The following is a 16,815-nucleotide window of genomic DNA, read 5'->3' on the forward strand; positions in this document are numbered from 1 at the left end:
CTGACGATGCCTCAAGCCCGCAAGAACGACGGATGCCACGACCCGCCGCGCATGCGCGGCCGGGATCGTGGCATCCGGGGTCCTGCGGGCGGTTCTACTGCGCGGCCGCGCGCTCCAGCACGAGCTCTCGCACGCGGGCGGCGTCGGCCTGCCCCTTCATCGCCTTCATGACCGCGCCGATGACGGCGCCGGCGGCCTGCACCTTGCCGTCACGGATCTTCGCGAGGACGTCGGGCTGAGCGGCAAGCGCATCGTCGATCGCCGCGATGAGCGCCCCGTCATCGGAGACGACGGCGAGACCGCGCGCAGCGACGACCTCTTCGGGCGTCCCCTCACCGGCGATGACGCCTTCGAGCACCTGGCGGGCGAGCTTGTCAGTGAGCGTTCCCGCGTCCACGAGCTTCTGAAGGGCCGCGACGTTCGCCGGTGAAACGAGATCGGCGGCATCGCGCTCCTGCGCGTTGGCGACGCGAGTGATTTCGCCGGTCCACCACTTGCGGGCGGCCGCGGGGGCGGCCCCTGCGGCGATCGTGTCGGCCACCGCGTCGAGGAGCCCGCCGTTGGCGACGTCCTGGAACTCCAGGTCGGTGAAGCCCCACTCGGCTTTGAGTCGACGCCGACGCGCGGCAGGAGGCTCGGGGAGCGCCGCTCGAAGCTCCTCGATCAGTTCGGGCGCGGGCACCACAGGGAGCAGGTCGGGCTCCGGGAAGTAGCGGTAGTCGTCGGCATCCGACTTCGGTCGGCCCGGCGAGGTGCGCCCGGTGTCTTCGTGCCAGTGCCGCGTCTCTTGCGTGATCGTGCCACCCTTGGCCAGGATCGCGGCCTGGCGCTGGATCTCGTACCGCACGGCGCGCTCGACAGAACGCATCGAGTTCACGTTCTTCGTCTCGGTGCGGGTGCCGAGCTTCTCCTGGCCGCGCGGACGCAGCGACACGTTCGCATCGCAGCGGAGGTTTCCGCGCTCGAGCCGGGCCTCCGAGATGCCGAGACCGCGAACGATGTCGCGGATTGTCGCGACGTACGCCTTGGCGAGGGCGGGGGCGGAGTGCTCCGCACCGAAGATCGGCTTGGTGACGATCTCGACGAGCGGCACACCGGCGCGGTTGTAGTCGACGAGCGAGTACTCCGCGCCCTGGATACGGCCGGTCGAGCCGCCCATGTGGGTGAGCTTGCCCGCGTCTTCCTCCATGTGTGCGCGCTCGATCGGCACGGTGACGATCGAGCCGTCTTCGAGCTCGACTTCGACCGAGCCCTCGAAGGCGATCGGCTCGTCGTACTGCGAGATCTGGTAGTTCTTGCCGAGGTCGGGGTAGAAGTAGTTCTTCCGAGCGAACCGGCTCGAGGGCGCGATCGAGCAGCCGAGGGCGAGGCCCAGGCTGATCGACGAGCGGATCGCCTCGGCGTTCACCACCGGCAGGGCACCGGGGAGCCCCATGTCGACCGGCGCGACGAGCGTGTTCGGCTCGGCGCCGTGGTTCGCCTCGTTCGCCGGGTTCGGCGCGGACGAGAACATCTTGGTCGCGGTGTTGAGCTCGACGTGCACCTCGAAACCGAGGACGGGCTCGAACATCTCGAGCGCTTCGTCGAAGTCCATCAGGGCGTCTTTCGCCATCAGAGCGACGCTCCGTTCGTGAGAGAAGGGGCACGGTCGAGGAGCGGACCGCCCCACTGGTCGACGAGCAACGCCTCGAGCGCCGCGCCGACGCGGTACAGGCGCGCGTCCTCGCGGGCGGGGGCGAGGAACTGGATGCCGACGGGCAGCCCGTCTTCTTCGGCCAGGCCGCTGGGGATCGAGATACCCGGGACGCCCGCGAGGTTGGCAGGGATCGTGGTGATGTCGTTGAGGTACATCTGCAGGGGGTCGTCGATCTTCTCGCCGAGTCGGAAGGCCGTCGTCGGCGCCGAGGGCGTCGCGATGACGTCCACCTGCGCGAAAGCGGCATCGAAGTCCTGCTGGATCAGCGTGCGCACCTTCTGCGCGCTGCCGTAGTAGGCGTCGTAGTAGCCGGCGGACAGCGCGTACGTTCCGAGGATGATGCGGCGCTTGACCTCGGGCCCGAACCCGGCGTCGCGCGTCGCGGCCATGACGTTCTCGACCGTGGGGGCACCCTGCGGGGTCACGCGGAGACCGAATCGCACCGAGTCGAACTTCGCGAGATTGCTCGACGCTTCGGCGGGAAGGATCAGGTAGTACGCGGCGACTCCGTACTCGAAGTGAGGCGCGTTGATCTCCACGATCTCGGCGCCCTGGGCTTCCATGGCAGCCAGCGAGGCGCGGAACGAGTCCGACACGCCCTTCTGGAAGCCGCGGTCGTCGAGCTCGCGGATGACGCCCACTCTCAGGCCCTTCAGGACCTCACCGGTCGCCCCCTCTCGGGCGGCCGTGGCGAATGAGGGCCACGCGTCCGACAGCGAAGTGGAATCGTTCGCGTCATGCCCGCCGATCACGTCGTGCAGCAGGCCTGCGTCGAGCACGGTGCGGGTGACCGGACCGACCTGGTCGAGGCTCGAGGCCAGGGCGATCGCGCCGTAGCGGCTGACCCCACCGTAGGTGGGCTTGACGCCGACCGTGCCGGTGACGTGGGCGGGCTGGCGGATCGAACCACCGGTGTCGGAGCCGAGTGCCAGGGGTGCCTCGAAGGCGGCGACGGCCGCCGCCGAGCCACCGCCGGAACCACCCGGAATGCGGTCGAGATCCCAGGGGTTACGCGTGGGACCGTAGGCGGAGAACTCCGTGGACGAGCCCATCGCGAATTCGTCCATGTTGGTCTTCCCGAGCGGCACGAGACCGGCGGCACGGGAACGAGCGACGACCGTGGCGTCGTAGGGCGACATGTAGCCCTCGAGGATCTTCGAACCGCTGGTGGACGGCATGTCGGTCGTGACGAGCACATCCTTCACCGCGAGCGGCACTCCCGCCAGCTCGTGCAGCTGCTCACCGGCGGCGCGACGGCGGTCGATGTCAGCCGCGACGTCGAGGGCGTGGTCGCTGACGTGCAGGAACGCGTGGACGGCGCCGTCGACGGCGGCGATGCGGTCGAGGTGCGCCTGCGTGGCTTCGACGCTCGACACCTCGGACGACGAGAGCTTGGCCGCCAGGTCGGCCGCGGTGAGGCGGGTGAGATCGGTCACTGCTCTTCTCCCAGAATGGCGGTCACGCGGAATCGGCCGTCGGCCTGGTCGGGCGCGTTCTGCAGCACCTGCTCGCGCGTCAGCTGCGGCTGCACGACGTCGGGGCGGAAGACGTTCTCGAGCGGGATCGGGTGGCTCGTCGCGACGACCTCGGGGGTCGCCACCTCGGACACCTTCGCGATGTTGTCGACGATGGCATCCAGCTGGCCGGTGAGGCTCTGGACCTCCTCGTCGCTCAACTGGATCCGGGCGAGCACACCGAGATGGCGCACGAGATCAGGAGTGATTTCAGACACCCTCCGATCCTAGTTCGCGTCGTGTTCGCCCTGCGCTCGCGACCGGCATGGCCGGGGAGAGTCGCCGAGCGAGACACGCCTGGGGAGGAACGGTCGACTCGCCTCCGAAATCCTGTGGACACGGATCGCGGTTGTGAACGACGCCCCGCGCGACATGCCTCGCCCTAGGCTGGCCGGGTGACCAGCTTCGATCCGCCCCGTCCCTGGACCCACAGCTACGCCGCCGGCGTTCCCGAAGACCTCGAGCCCCAGACCGGGTCGCTCGTCGACATCGTCGATGCCTCGGCCCGCGACTATCCCGACGCTCCGGCGCTCCAGTTCTTCGGACGAGAGACGACGTACGCCGAGATGTCCGCCGAGATCGCGCGCGTCGCAGGCGCGCTGGCTGCTCACGGCGTGCGCGCCGGCGACCCGGTGGCGATCGTGCTCCCGAACTGCCCGCAGCACATCGTGGCGTTCTACGCCGTCCTGCGGCTCGGCGCCGTCGTCGTCGAGCACAACCCGCTCTACACCGCTCGCGAGCTGCGGAAGCAGTTCGAAGACCACGGCGCGAAGCACGCCATCGTCTGGAGCAAGGTCGTGCGCACGGTGCAGGACTTCCCCGCGGACCTGCGGCTGACGACGCTCGTGTCGGTCGACGTGACAGAAGCGATGCCGTTCCGCATGCGCCTGGCGCTGCGCCTCCCGATCGCGAAGGCCCGAGAGTCGCGGGCGGCACTCACCGAGAAGACGCGGGACGCCACCCCCTGGGCCGACCTCGTGCGTCACTCGCCGCTGCCCGAGGCGCACCCGCGTCCCTCGTCGGCCGACCTGGCGATCATCCAGTACACGAGCGGCACCACCGGTACCCCCAAGGGTGCCATGCTGACGCACGCAAATCTCCTCGCCAACGCCGCGCAAGCGCGCGCGTGGGTGCCGCAGATCGTGCGGGGCGAAGGGTGCGTTGTCTATGCCGTCCTGCCGATGTTCCACGCCTACGGGCTCACTCTGTGCCTCACGTTCGCCATGTCGATGGGAGCGCGACTGGTGCTGTTCCCCAAGTTCGATCCCGATCTGGTCCTGGCTGTGACGAAGAAGCACCCCGCGACCTTCCTGCCCCTGGTTCCGCCGATCGCGGAGCGGCTCCTCGCCGCGGCGCAGGCGAAGGGCATCTCGCTCCACGGCACCGACGTGGCGATCTCCGGCGCGATGGCGCTGCCGCACGATCTGGTCGTCCCCTTCGAGAAGGCCACGGGCGGATACCTGGTCGAGGGATACGGTCTGAGCGAGTGCTCCCCCGTCCTCATGGCGAACCCCGTCGCCGACAACCGCGTCGCCGGGACGGTCGGTCTTCCGCTCCCCGGAACCGAGTGCCGGGTCGTCGACCCCGACGACCCGCGTCGCGACGTCGAACGCGGCGAACTCGTCGTCCGAGGACCGCAGGTGTTCTCCGGCTATTACGGCAAGCCCGAAGCGACCGACGAAGTCTTCGTCGACGGGTGGTTCCGCACGGGGGACATCGTCACGATCGATGACGCCGGGTTCGTCCGCATCGTCGACCGGATCAAAGAACTGATCATCACGGGCGGTTTCAACGTCGCACCCACCGAGGTCGAGAACGTGCTGCGCCAGCATCCCGACGTGGCCGATGTGGCCGTGGTCGGGCTGCCGAGTGAACACTCCGGTGAGGAGGTCGTCGCCGCGGTGGTTCCGACTACTCCCGGCGCGATCGACGCTGAGGCGGTGCGGGCGTTCGCGCGCGGCATCCTGACGCCGTACAAGGTTCCGCGTCGCATCGTCGTCGTCAACGAACTGCCGAAGTCACTCATCGGCAAGGTGCTGCGCCGCCAGGTACGGGAGCAGCTCCTCCCGAAGGAGTGATCGTCGCCTGAGCGATGACGTCGTCGCCTGCCGCGGGTCGCCGGTGCCGACTCGCCGATCGCACCGCCGTGCGGCCTAACGCTCGTCGACGACCGCGTCCGAGCCTTCAGGCGCACCGCCATCGAGCGCTGCGGGCCCCTGCTCGACCAGAATGCGGAACTGAGCGGCATCCAGGATGCGCAGCCCCAGCTCCTCGGCCTTCGCGAGCTTGGATCCGGCACCCGGCCCCGCCGCGACGAAGTCGGTCTTCTTCGACACGCTCGACGCCGCTTTGCCGCCGGCGGCGAGGATCGCCTCCTGCGCCCCCTCGCGCGTGTAGCCGTCGAGCGACCCCGTCGCGACCACGGTGAGGCCGGCCAGAACACCACCCGCCGCGGCGGCGGCCCCGGGACCGGGGTGCCCCGGCACCGAGAACCGCACCCCGGCAGCCGCCCACTGATCGACGATCTCTCGATGCCAGTCGATCTCGAACCAGTCGATCACGGCGTCGGCGATGATGCCGCCGACCCCCTCGACCGCGGCGAGCTCTTCGCGCGACGCCGCGCGGATGGCATCCAGAGATCCGAACCACTGAGCGAGTGCCCGCGCGGCGACGGGGCCGACGTGGCGGATGTTCAGCGAGACGAGCAGACGCCACAGGTCTTTCGTCTTGGCTTTCTCGAGCTCGGCGACCAGCTTGATGGCCTGCTCGGACGGCAGCACCTCGCGGTGGTCCTTGCGGATGCCGCGGCGCCTTCGCTCGGCCGGGTCGAGGTCTTGGGTCCCGGGCGGGTACGACGCTGGGCCGAGCTTCTGGAACGGCGCCCGACGGACGAGCTCTCCGGTGTCCGGGTCGACTTTGCGCTCGCCCGTCTCGGAATCGCGGACGACGACCTCGATGGGAACCAACTCCTCGACGGTCAGGTCGAACAACCCGGCCTCGGTGTCGAGCGGCGGGCGCTCGGGCACGTCCGGCTGCGTGAGCGCAGCCGCCGTGACCTCACCGAGCGCCTCGATGTCGAGAGCGCCCCTCGAGCCGATGTGCTCGACGCGGCCTCGCACCTGCGCGGGGCACGAGCGTGCGTTGGGACACCGCAGGTCGATGTCGCCCTCTTTCGCGGGGCGGAGGGGCGTGCCGCACTCGGGGCAGTCCGCCGGCATCACGAATGCCCTCTCGGTCCCGTCGCGCAGCTCGACGACGGGTCCGAGCACCTCGGGGATGACGTCGCCGGCCTTTCGCAGGACCACGGTGTCGCCGATGAGGACGCCCTTGACCTTGACGACATCCTGATTGTGCAGGGTGGCCTGGCGCACCACGCTCCCTGCGACCCTCGCCGGTTCCATCACCGCGAACGGTGTCGCGCGCCCCGTGCGACCGACCGAGACGACGATGTCGAGCAGCTTCGTGTTCACCTGCTCGGGCGGGTACTTGTACGCGATCGCCCACCGCGGTGCACGGCTGGTCGCGCCGAGCTCGTCGTGCAGCGCGAGCTCGTCGACCTTGACCACCACGCCGTCGATCTCGTGCTCGACGTCGTGTCGGTGTTCGCCGTAGTGCGCGACGAACGACAGCACGCCGTCGATGCTCGACTCGACGCGGCTGTAGGGCGACGTGGGGAGTCCCCAAGACGCGAGGAGTTCGTAGATCTCGCTCTGCGCCGCAACGGGCGGATCGGGCCACGCTCCGATCCCGTGCACGTACAGCGACAGGGAGTCGATCCGCGCGAGACCCGCTTCGAGTTCGAGACCGCTCTTCTTCTCGATCTGCTGCCGCAGGCCACCGCTGGCCGCGTTTCGCGGGTTGGCGAAGGCGGGGAACCGGCGCGCCGCAGCCTGCTCCGCCTTCTCTTCGTCGAACGCACGCGCACCGCGCCGACCGGCGGCACGCTCTCGCGCCTCAGCGACGGCGCGCTCCCGGAACTCCCCCTGGAGGCGGTTGAGGTTCTCGAACTTCGCGACGGGGATGAAGACCTCTCCGCGCACCTCCACGAGCGCCGGATGGCCCGCTCCCGAGAGCTCGCGCGGCACACCCGCGAGACGCAGCGCGTTCTCGGTGACAATCTCGCCCACGCGCCCGTCGCCGCGCGTCGCCGCCGAGGTCAGCACGCCGTTCTCGTACCTCAGGCTGATCGCCAGGCCGTCGATCTTGAGCTCGCTGAGCCAGTGCACCTTCCGCCCCGCGGCGGCTTCGGTCTTGACCGCCCAGTCGCGCAGTTCGTCTGGCGAGAACACGTTGTCGAGACTGAGCATGCGCTCGGCGTGCTCGATCGTCGCGAGATCCGTGGCCCCGGCCGCACCGACCGACAGCGTCGGGCTGTCCTGCCCCTGCAGCTCGGGATGAAGCCGCTCGAGCGCCTCGAGCCGGTGCATCCAGCCGTCGTAGGTCGCGTCATCGACGAGCTCGGCATCGCGACCGTAGTACGCCTCGCGGGCGTCGACGATGCGCTGGGCCAGGTCGGCGGCCTCGGTGCGCGCGTCGTCGAGGGTGAGGTCGGGAAGCTGATCGTGCTCGGTCACGGATCCAGCTTAGGGAGGGCCTCCGACATCGAGCGCGGGCCTTGCGGGAGCGTGTCGAGCGGAGGACCAGGGACGACGGGAGGGCGTTTCCGACGCGGCGGTCCTCCGCTCGTCCCTCGTCCTCCGCCCGTCACACCGCCCGCGCGCAACGCCCTCTCGCCCGCTCACAGCGCCCTCCCGCCCGCGCGCAACGCCCTCCCGCCCGCGCGCAGCGCCCTCACGCCGCGCGCGCAGGGCTGTTCTGCGGTGACGCCGCCCTGTCCCGGCGCCGCGCCTTCCGCGACAGCGCTCAGACCTCGACCGGCACCGCCGACACGGTCCGGTCGATCGTGAACTGCCCGATCACGCGCGTGCCGTCGTACAGCACCGCCGTCTGGCCGGGGGCCACGCCGTCGAACGGCACCTCCGGGCGCACGGTCAACACGCCGCCGTCCAGCGTCGCGACCGCGGGAACCGGATCGGCGTGGGCGCGGATCTGCACGTCGCACGAGAACGACGTCGCCGACGGCGCGCGCCCCGCCCACGTGAAACGCTCCCCCGCGATCTCGGCGCAGGCCAGAGCCTCCTTCGGGCCGACCACCACGGTGTTGTTCACCGGACGCACCTCGAGCACGAACCTCGGCTTGCCGTCGGCGGCGGGAACGCCCAGCTGCAGCCCTCGGCGCTGGCCGACGGTGAACGCGTGAGCTCCGTCGTGGGTGCCCACCACGGCTCCCGAACGGTCGAGGATCTCGCCCTTCTCGGCACCGACCTTGTCGGCGAGCCAGCCGCGGGTGTCACCGTCGGGGATGAAGCAGATGTCGTGGCTGTCGGGCTTCTGCGCCACCGTCAGGCCGCGCTCCTCCGCCTCGGCGCGCACGAGCGCCTTCGACGGGGTCGAGCCCAGCGGGAAGTATGTGTGCGCGAGCTGCTCGGCCGTCAGCACGCCCAGGACGTACGACTGGTCCTTGGCGTTGTCCGACGCCCGGTGCAGCTCCCGCCCTTCGGGCGTGTCGACGAGAGTGGCGTAGTGCCCGGTGCAGACGGCGTCGAAGCCGAGCTCGATCGCGCGCTCGAGGAGCGCGGCGAACTTGATCTTCTCGTTGCATCGCATGCAGGGGTTGGGCGTCCGACCCGCGCGGTACTCCGCGACGAAATCGTCGATGACGTCGTCGCGGAACCGCTCCGAGAAGTCCCAGACGTAGAACGGCATCCCGAGCTTGTCGGCCGCGCGTCGGGCGTCCATCGCGTCCTCGATCGTGCAGCACCCGCGGCTCCCCGCGCGAAGCGTGCCGCCGGCGCGCGAGAGCGCCAGGTGCACGCCGACCACGTCGTGGCCGGCGTCGACGGCGCGCGCCGCCGCCACCGCGGAATCGACGCCACCGCTCATCGCCGCCAGAACTCGCATCGTCCCAGTCTACGAAGCGTGACCTGAACGGGCTCCGGATGCCACAGCCCGGGCGTAGGCGTCCGGAAGCAGGGTGAGGACGGCATCGACGTCCCCCGCGGTCGAGGTGCGTCCGAGGGTGAAACGGAGCACCGAACGCGCCGCGCGCTCCCCCAGCCCCAGGGCCAGGACCACGTGAGACGGCTCGGCCACGCCGGCCTGGCACGCCGACCCCGTGGAAACCGCGACCCCCGCCATGTCGAGGAGGAACAGCAACGTCTCGCCCGCGGCATCCGGAAACAAGACGTGCGCATTCCCCGGAAGCCGGTCGACCGGGTCGCCCAGCAGCCGAGCCTCGGGAATCGAACGACGGATGCCGTCGATCAGCCGATCGCGCAGGGCGCTCAGCCGCCGCGTCTCGTCTTCGCGTTCGGCCTCGGCTGCGGTGGCAGCCGCCGCGAAGGCGGCGGCTCCGGCGACGTCCTGGGTACCGGCGCGGAGCCCCCGCTGTTGTCCCCCGCCGTGCACCAGGGGCGTCAGGGTCGCGTGGCGCGACACGACGGCGGCTCCGACACCGACGGGACCGCCGACCTTGTGCGCCGACACCGACAGCGCGGCAAGTCCTCCGCCCGCCGTGCCTGTCCCCCGCCAACCGGCGAAATCGATCGGGACCTGTCCGAGCGCCGAGACCGCGTCGAGATGAAGGGGAACTCCGGCCGCGGATGCCGCGGAAGACAGGCTCGCGGCATCCTGCAGCGTTCCGACCTCGTTGTTCGCCACGAGCGCCGTCGCGAGCGCCGCGCCGGGGAGGGCCGCGGCGAAGGCGTCGGTGCCGATGCGTCCCGCATCGTCCAGAGCGACTGCCCGGACGTCGGCGCCGTCGGCCGACGCGAGCCAGCCGACGACGTCGAGCGTGGCGTGGTGCTCCCCGTCGGGGAGGACCACCGTGTCCGACCCGTGAGGGCGCGCCCACCACAGTCCCTTCAGCGCGAGGTTCGCCGCCTCCGTCCCGCCGGACGTGAAGACGATCTCGATCGGTTGACACCGCAGAACGCGCGCGAGCTCGTCGCGGGCGTCTTCGAGCAGACGCCTGGCGGCCTGGCCGGCGCCGTGGATCGAGGACGGGTTGCCCAGCACCTCGTGCGCGGCCAGCCATGCCTCCCGGGCTTCTGCGCGCAGCGGGGTGGTCGCTGCGTGATCGAGGTAGACCTGCATCCCGCTTTCCCTCCCGACGACGCGCGCCGCCTTCACTACCCTAGATCTCATGGTCCGACCCGAGACTGTCCTTCCCCCGCACGCCGGCCTGCTCGATGACGCATTCGACGACCTCGGTGTGACCCTCGGCCCCGACGGAGGCACCCTGCGCGTGTGGTCGGCTCACGCCGACGCGATGCAGCTCCTCGTGTTCGACGACGTCGATCTCGACTGGGCGACCGAGACGCTCACGATGGCGCCGACGGGTGGCGGGGTGTTCGAGGTCACGACTCCCCTGCTGCGCCCGGGTGCGCGCTACGCGATCCGCGTCGGTGGTCCGCACGGGCCGGGGAACACCTTCAATCCGCAGACGCTTCTCATCGAGCCCTACTCGCGCGGACTCGTCTCCGGGTCGTTCGGCGACTGGCGCTCCGTGGTGATCGACGGCGCCTTCGACTGGGGCGCGTCCACCAAGCCGCGGGTGCCGATGGACCGCACCGTCATCTACGAGGGGCATGTCAAAGGGCTGACGAAGCGGCATCCGTTCATCCCGCCCGCGCTTCACGGCACGTACGCCGGCCTCGCGCACCCCGCGATGATCGAGCACTTCCACTCGCTGGGCATCACCAGCGTCGAACTGCTCCCCGTGCACGCGTTCGCGACCGAGCCGCGCCTGCTCCAACTCGGCCTCACCAACTACTGGGGCTACAACTCGCTGAATTTCTTCACCCCGCACGCCGCGTACGCCACGGCCGCGAGCCGCGCCGAGGGGCCCGAGGCCGTCCTGCGCGAGTTCAAGGGAATGGTCAAGCTCCTGCACGAGGCCGGCCTCGAGGTGATCCTCGACGTGGTCTACAACCACACGGCCGAAGAGAGCATCGGCGGCCCGCGCACGAGCCTGCGCGGCATCGACAACCGCTCCTACTACCGACAGACCGACGAGGGCGTCTACATCGACGAGACCGGCTGCGGCAATGCGGTGAACACGTCGACGGATGCCGCTGCGCGCCTCGTCCTGGACTCGTTGCGGTACTGGACGAACGATGTGCAGATCGACGGCTTCCGCTTCGACCTCGCGGTGACGCTCGGGCGCGACGCGAACCATTCCTTCACGCCCGATCATCCGCTGCTGCAGGCCATCCGAGACGACGAGCACCTGGCCGGGACCAAGCTCATCGCCGAGCCGTGGGACGTCGGCATGGGCGGGTGGCAGACCGGCGCCTTCGGCGAGGGCTGGCACGAATGGAACGACCGCTACCGCGATCGGGTGCGCAACTTCTGGCTGAGCGACATCGACTACGCCCGCCGGGCCGATACCGCCCCGGTCGGCATCGGGGGTTTCGCGACGCGACTCGCCGGTTCGTCCAACACCTTCAGCGAAGAGCGCGGACCTCTCGCGAGCATCAACTTCGTGACCGCCCACGACGGATTCACGCTCCGCGACCTGGTCTCGTACGACGTCAAGCACAATCTCGGCAACGGCGAGCAGAACCGCGACGGCGCCGACACGAACCGCTCGTTCAACCACGGGGCCGAGGGCCGCACCGACGACGAACGGGTGCTCGCCACACGCCGCAAAGCGATGCGCAACCTCATGGGCACGCTCCTGCTATCGGCTGGCGTGCCGATGATCACCGCGGGCGACGAGATGGGCCGCACCCAACGCGGCAACAACAACGCCTACTGTCACGACTCGACCCTCACGTGGCTGTCGTGGGACCTCGCGCCCTGGCAACGCGACCTGTTCGCACACACGCAGCGCCTCCTGCAGCTGCGGCGCGAGAACCCGGCGCTGCGCCCGAAGCGGTTCGCCCGAGCGGGAGAGAGCATCCCCTCGGCCTCGGTGATGGAGTGGTTCGACGAGCGGGGCGAGACCATGTCGGGCGAGCGGTGGACCGACCCGTCGCACCGGACTCTGCAATATCTGGCGACCTCGACGCCCGAGGAAGAGCAACTCAATCGCATCCTGCTCATCGTGCACGGCAACGAGCGCGCGATCGACGTGACGCTGCCGACGCTGGAGCCGGGCGTCTCGTTCGTCTCGCTCTGGTCGAGCGAGGAAGAGGCCCCGACCGAGCACGGCGAACGCTTCGCCGCGGGAGATGTGCTCGCCGTCGCGGGAACGTCGATGAGACTGTTCCGCGTCGAGTAACCGGGCCGCCGTGTCAAGGCCGGGAGAATGGATGCCGTGAGGTCGGCGGGCCGCGATAGGTTCGGATCGTGGCCACCACGACGACTCCTACGCCCGTACGTCCCTGGCGCAGCGGCGCCTCGATTCCCGAGCGCCCGGTCAAACCGACGCCGACCGCGAAGGGCGTGGTGACGCCGCGCATCCCGCTCGCGCTCCCCCACCCCAGCGTGCCGGGCGGACGCTTCCGCCCGTCGGCGTACGTCGGCGAGGCCGTCCCCTTCACGGTCACCGCCTTCCGCGAAGGGCATGACCGCATCGGCGTGCACGTGAGGTTGTTCTCGCCCTCCGGCGACGAGTCGCTGCACCGGCTCAGCCCCCTGAACGACGGGTTCGACCGGTGGTCCACGCTCGTCGCTCCGCTCGAGCAGGGCATCTGGCGATTCCGTTTCGAAGCGTTCGCCGACGAGTTCGCGACGTGGGAGCACGCGGCCGACGTCAAGATCGCCGCGGGGGTCGACACCGCTCTCATGCGCGAGATCGGTGCCCGGCTCTTCGACCGCGCGCGCGGGGAGAAGAAGCGCCCCGGCAGCGACAAGGACGTGCTGTACGAGGCGGCGCGCGCGCTGCGCGACCCGGACACGCACGATGACGTCGCCCTCGAGATCGTCCGCAGCCCCGAGATCGCCGCCATCTTCACGGCCAGGCCCGTGATGGGCTTGGTCTCGGTGGGGCGTGAGACGGAGCTGCTCGTCGAGCGTGAGCGCGCCGGCGTCGGCGCGTGGTACGAGTTCTTCCCCCGATCCGAGGGCGCGACGCGCGCCGAAGACGGAACCGTCGTGAGCGGAACCTTCCGCACCGCGACGGACCGTCTGCCGGGGGTCGCCGGCATGGGCTTCGACGTGCTGTACCTGCCGCCGATCCACCCCATCGGCGAGAGCAACCGCAAGGGCCCGAACAACACCCTCGTCACGTCGCCCGGCGACCCCGGCTCGCCGTGGGCCATCGGCGGTCCGGCGGGCGGTCACGACGCCGTGCACCCCGACCTCGGGACTCTCGACGACTTCCGCGCCTTCGTCTCGGCCGCACGCGCCCAGGGCATCGAGGTCGCGCTCGACCTGGCCCTCCAGGCCTCGCCCGACCACCCGTGGGTGACGGAGCACCCCGAGTGGTTCACGACGCTGCCCGACGGCTCGATCGCCTACGCCGAGAATCCGCCGAAGAAGTACCAGGACATCTACCCGGTCAACTTCGACAACGACCCCGACGGCATCCGCGCCGAGGTCCTGCGGATCGTGCGGCACTGGATCGCCCAGGGCGTCCGCATCTTCCGCGTCGACAATCCGCACACCAAGCCCCTGCAGTTCTGGGAGTGGCTGATCGCGACCGTCAGCGCCGAAGAGCCCGACGTCGTCTTCCTCGCCGAGGCGTTCACGCGCCCGGCTCCCCTGCAGGGACTCGCCATGGCCGGGTTCCAGCAGAGCTACACCTACTTCACGTGGCGGAACACGAAGGAAGAGCTCGAGGAGTTCCTCTCGGGCCTCGCGCACGAGACCTCCGACTTCCTGCGCCCCAACCTCTTCGTCAACACCCCCGACATCCTCACCGAGTACCTCCAGTTCGGAGGCCGTCCGGCCTACAAGATCCGCGCGGCCCTGGCGGCGACGGCCGCACCGACCTACGGCGTCTACGCCGGTTACGAGCTCTACGAGAACGTGGCTCGTCCGGGGTCGGAAGAAAACATCGACAACGAGAAGTACGAGTACAAGTTCCGCGATTGGGTGGGCGCCGAAGCGGCGGGCGATTCCCTCGCTCCCTACCTGCGCATGCTGAATCACGTGCGGCGCGACCACCCCGCCCTGCGCCAGCTTCGCAACCTCGACGTGCACTGGAGCGACGACGACGCGATCCTCGTCTACTCGAAGCACCTCGACGCGGCGCTCTCCCCCACCGGCGAGAGCGACACGATCATCGTCGTCGCCAATGTCGACCCGCACTCGGCGCGGCAGAGCACGGTGCATCTCGACACCACGGTGTGGGGCGTCGAGCCCGGCACCCCCTACGAGGTCGAAGACCTCGTGACCGGTCAGGTCTGGACCTGGGCCGATCACAACTTCGTGCGCTTGGACGCGTTCGACGAACCCGTGCACATCCTGCACGTGAAGGAGGTCCGATGAGCACGCTTCCCGCCGAGATCCTGGATGCCGTCGCCTACGGCACGCACCACGACCCGCACAGCGTCCTCGGCGCGCACGAGACCGCTGAGGGGTGGGTGATCCGCGTTCGTCGCCCCCTCGCCAAGGAGGTCGTCGCCGAACTCGGTGACGGCACGACGGCCGTTCTGTCGCACGTGCGGGGCGGGATCTGGGAAGCGTCCGTCCCCGGCCACCCCGGTGCGTACCGCGTCAGCTCGACCTACGACGACGGCGTCGGTCACGTCGCCGACGATCCCTATCGCTTCCCGCCGTCGGTCGGCGAGCTCGACCTGCACCTCATCGCCGAGGGCCGACACGAGGAGCTGTGGCGTGTCCTCGGAGCGCACGTGCGCGAGATCGACGGTATCTCCGGGACCGCCTTCACCGTCTGGGCTCCCAATGCGCGGGCGCTGCGCGTGATCGGCGATTTCAACGGCTGGGACGGTCAGGGCAGCGCGATGCGCTCCATGGGGTCCAGCGGTATCTGGGAGCTCTTCGTTCCGGGCGTGGGCGTCGGCGCGCGCTACAAGTTCGAGATCCTCGCGCGCAGTGGCGCATGGGTGCAGAAGGCCGACCCGATGGCGCGCCTCGCCGAGGTTCCGCCCGCGACGGCTTCGGTCGTGACGGATTCGACCTATACCTGGTCGGATGACAGCTGGATCACGGAGCGTTCGAACAGCGCGCCGATCGACCGTCCGATGTCGATCTACGAGCTCCACCTCGGCTCGTGGAAGCAGGGGCTGTCGTATCGCGACGCCGCGGACGAGATCATCGCCTACGTCGGCGCTCAGGGCTTCACGCACGTCGAGTTCCTGCCGCTCGCCGAACACCCGTTCGGCGGCTCCTGGGGCTACCAGGTGTCGGGCTACTACGCCCCGACGAGCCGCTTCGGCGACCCCGACGATCTGCGCTACCTGATCGATCGCCTGCACCAGGCCGGCATCGGCGTCATCATGGACTGGGTCCCCGGCCACTTCCCCAAGGACGAGTTCGCCCTGGCGCGCTTCGACGGCGAGGCGCTCTACGAGCACCCCGACCCCCGCCGCGGCGAGCACAAGGACTGGGGCACGCTCATCTTCGACTACGGCCGCAACGAGGTGCGCAACTTCCTCGTCGCGAACGCGCTCTACTGGTTCGAGGAGTTCCACGTCGATGGTCTGAGAGTGGATGCCGTCGCCTCCATGCTCTATCTCGACTACTCCCGCAACGACGGCGAATGGGCGCCCAACCAGTTCGGCGGGCGCGAGAACCTCGAGGCGATCCGTTTCCTCCAGGAGGTCAACGCGACCTCGTACAAGCGTTACCCCGGTATCGCGATGATCGCCGAGGAGTCCACGAGCTTCCCGGGCGTCACCGCGCCCACGTCCCACGCCGGCCTCGGTTTCGGCTTCAAATGGAACATGGGGTGGATGAACGACTCCCTGCAGTACATCGCGCGCGATCCGATGTACCGCTCGCACCACGAGGGAGAGCTGTCGTTCTCGTTCGTCTACGCGTTCAGCGAGAACTTCATCCTTCCGATCAGTCACGACGAGGTCGTACACGGCAAGGGCAGCCTCTTCGGACGGATGCCGGGAGACCACTGGCAGAAGCTCGCGAACATGCGCGCGTTCCTGGCGTACATGTGGGGCCACCCCGGCAAGCAGCTGCTGTTCATGGGCCAGGAGTTCGGCCAGATGTCCGAGTGGTCCGAAGGACGCGGCCTGGACTGGTGGATGCTCGACCAGCCGTCTCACGCGCAGCTGCACGACTTCGTGGCCGAGCTCAACCGCGTGTACAAGGAGCACGCGCCGCTGTGGTCGCGCGATCACGACGGAGCGGCGTTCTCGCGCCTGGGCGCACCCGCCTGGAACCCGAACGTGCTCGCCTTCGCCCGGCGCGATCACCACGGCAACACAATCGCCGTGCTGTGCAACTTCTCGGGCGTGCCCCTCGGCGACTTCCCGATCGATCTCCCCGAGGCGGGGACGTGGACCGAGGTCCTCAACAGCGACGCCGAAGCCTTCGGCGGCTCGGGTCAGGGCAACTTCGGCGCCGTGACGACGGACGCGCGCGGAAGCGCCGTCCTGACTCTGCCGCCGCTCGGGGTGCTCTGGCTGCAGCACTCCGCAGGGGCCTGACCCGGTACCGATATGACGAAGGGCCCGT

General features: G+C 69.7%; 10 protein-coding genes. 4 read left to right on the forward strand and 6 right to left on the reverse strand.

Annotation, left to right across the window (positions count from 1 at the left end):
- Window positions 1-94 precede the first annotated feature (94 nt).
- From gatB to gatC, 3 genes are read right to left on the reverse strand one after another with little or no spacing between them, the layout of a single operon-like run.
- Window positions 95-1,612: an Asp-tRNA(Asn)/Glu-tRNA(Gln) amidotransferase subunit GatB gene (gatB, locus tag NS283_RS06620; RefSeq protein WP_058596081.1), complete on the reverse strand. Its 1,518-nt coding sequence runs from the start codon at window positions 1,610-1,612 to the stop codon at window positions 95-97.
- The gene (gatA, locus tag NS283_RS06625) at window positions 1,612-3,132 is read right to left on the reverse strand and encodes an Asp-tRNA(Asn)/Glu-tRNA(Gln) amidotransferase subunit GatA (RefSeq protein ID WP_058596082.1); all 1,521 of its coding nucleotides are present in this window, start codon (window positions 3,130-3,132) and stop codon (window positions 1,612-1,614) included. The genes gatB and gatA overlap by 1 nt, the downstream gene beginning before the upstream one ends.
- On the reverse strand, window positions 3,129-3,428 hold the full coding sequence (gene gatC, locus NS283_RS06630; protein ID WP_058596083.1) for an Asp-tRNA(Asn)/Glu-tRNA(Gln) amidotransferase subunit GatC: 300 nt from the start codon (window positions 3,426-3,428) through the stop codon (window positions 3,129-3,131). Before gatC ends, gatA begins: the two co-directional genes overlap by 4 nt.
- 177 nt (window positions 3,429-3,605) lie before the next feature.
- On the opposite strand from gatC, the gene NS283_RS06635 reads away from it, so the two are divergent.
- Window positions 3,606-5,288, forward strand: coding sequence for a long-chain-fatty-acid--CoA ligase (locus tag NS283_RS06635; RefSeq protein WP_058596084.1), 1,683 nt, complete (start codon window positions 3,606-3,608; stop codon window positions 5,286-5,288).
- A gap of 75 nt (window positions 5,289-5,363) precedes the next feature.
- On the opposite strand, the gene ligA is transcribed toward NS283_RS06635, so the two are convergent.
- From ligA to NS283_RS06650, 3 genes are all read right to left on the reverse strand, one after another.
- Window positions 5,364-7,784 carry an NAD-dependent DNA ligase LigA gene (gene ligA, locus NS283_RS06640; protein ID WP_058596085.1) on the reverse strand — a complete coding sequence of 807 codons (2,421 nt, stop codon included), beginning with the start codon at window positions 7,782-7,784 and terminating at the stop codon, window positions 5,364-5,366.
- 289 nt (window positions 7,785-8,073) lie between these two features.
- Window positions 8,074-9,171 (reverse strand): tRNA 2-thiouridine(34) synthase MnmA, encoded by a 1,098-nt coding sequence (mnmA, locus tag NS283_RS06645; protein ID WP_081317290.1) that lies wholly within the window; start codon window positions 9,169-9,171, stop codon window positions 8,074-8,076.
- 9 nt (window positions 9,172-9,180) lie between these two features.
- Window positions 9,181-10,365, reverse strand: coding sequence for a cysteine desulfurase family protein (locus tag NS283_RS06650; protein ID WP_058596087.1), 1,185 nt, complete (start codon window positions 10,363-10,365; stop codon window positions 9,181-9,183).
- 49 nt (window positions 10,366-10,414) lie between these two features.
- Here NS283_RS06650 and glgX point away from each other — a divergent pair, with 49 nt between their 5' ends.
- The 3 genes from glgX (at window position 10,415) to glgB (ending at window position 16,787) form a co-directional block, all read left to right on the forward strand.
- The gene (glgX, locus tag NS283_RS06655) at window positions 10,415-12,496 is read left to right on the forward strand and encodes a glycogen debranching protein GlgX (protein ID WP_058596088.1); all 2,082 of its coding nucleotides are present in this window, start codon (window positions 10,415-10,417) and stop codon (window positions 12,494-12,496) included.
- A gap of 68 nt (window positions 12,497-12,564) precedes the next feature.
- Window positions 12,565-14,649: a maltotransferase domain-containing protein gene (locus tag NS283_RS06660; protein WP_058596089.1), complete on the forward strand. Its 2,085-nt coding sequence runs from the start codon at window positions 12,565-12,567 to the stop codon at window positions 14,647-14,649.
- Window positions 14,646-16,787 carry a 1,4-alpha-glucan branching protein GlgB gene (gene glgB / locus NS283_RS06665; RefSeq protein WP_058596090.1) on the forward strand — a complete coding sequence of 714 codons (2,142 nt, stop codon included), beginning with the start codon at window positions 14,646-14,648 and terminating at the stop codon, window positions 16,785-16,787. Before NS283_RS06660 ends, glgB begins: the two co-directional genes overlap by 4 nt.
- The last annotated feature ends 28 nt before the right edge of the window (window positions 16,788-16,815 follow it).

The organism is Microbacterium testaceum (assembly GCF_001476285.1).
In the GTDB taxonomy this organism is placed as follows: Bacteria; Actinomycetota; Actinomycetes; order Actinomycetales; family Microbacteriaceae; genus Microbacterium; species Microbacterium testaceum_B.

Coding starts and splice junctions, on each gene's coding strand:
- gatB (WP_058596081.1), bottom strand. CDS start 1,612: ATGGCGAAAGACGCCCTGATGGACTTCGACGAAGCGCTCGAGATGTTC.
- mnmA (WP_081317290.1), bottom strand. CDS start 9,171: ATGCGAGTTCTGGCGGCGATGAGCGGTGGCGTCGATTCCGCGGTGGCG.
- NS283_RS06650 (WP_058596087.1), bottom strand. CDS start 10,365: ATGCAGGTCTACCTCGATCACGCAGCGACCACCCCGCTGCGCGCAGAA.
- glgX (WP_058596088.1), top strand. CDS start 10,415: ATGGTCCGACCCGAGACTGTCCTTCCCCCGCACGCCGGCCTGCTCGAT.
- glgB (WP_058596090.1), top strand. CDS start 14,646: ATGAGCACGCTTCCCGCCGAGATCCTGGATGCCGTCGCCTACGGCACG.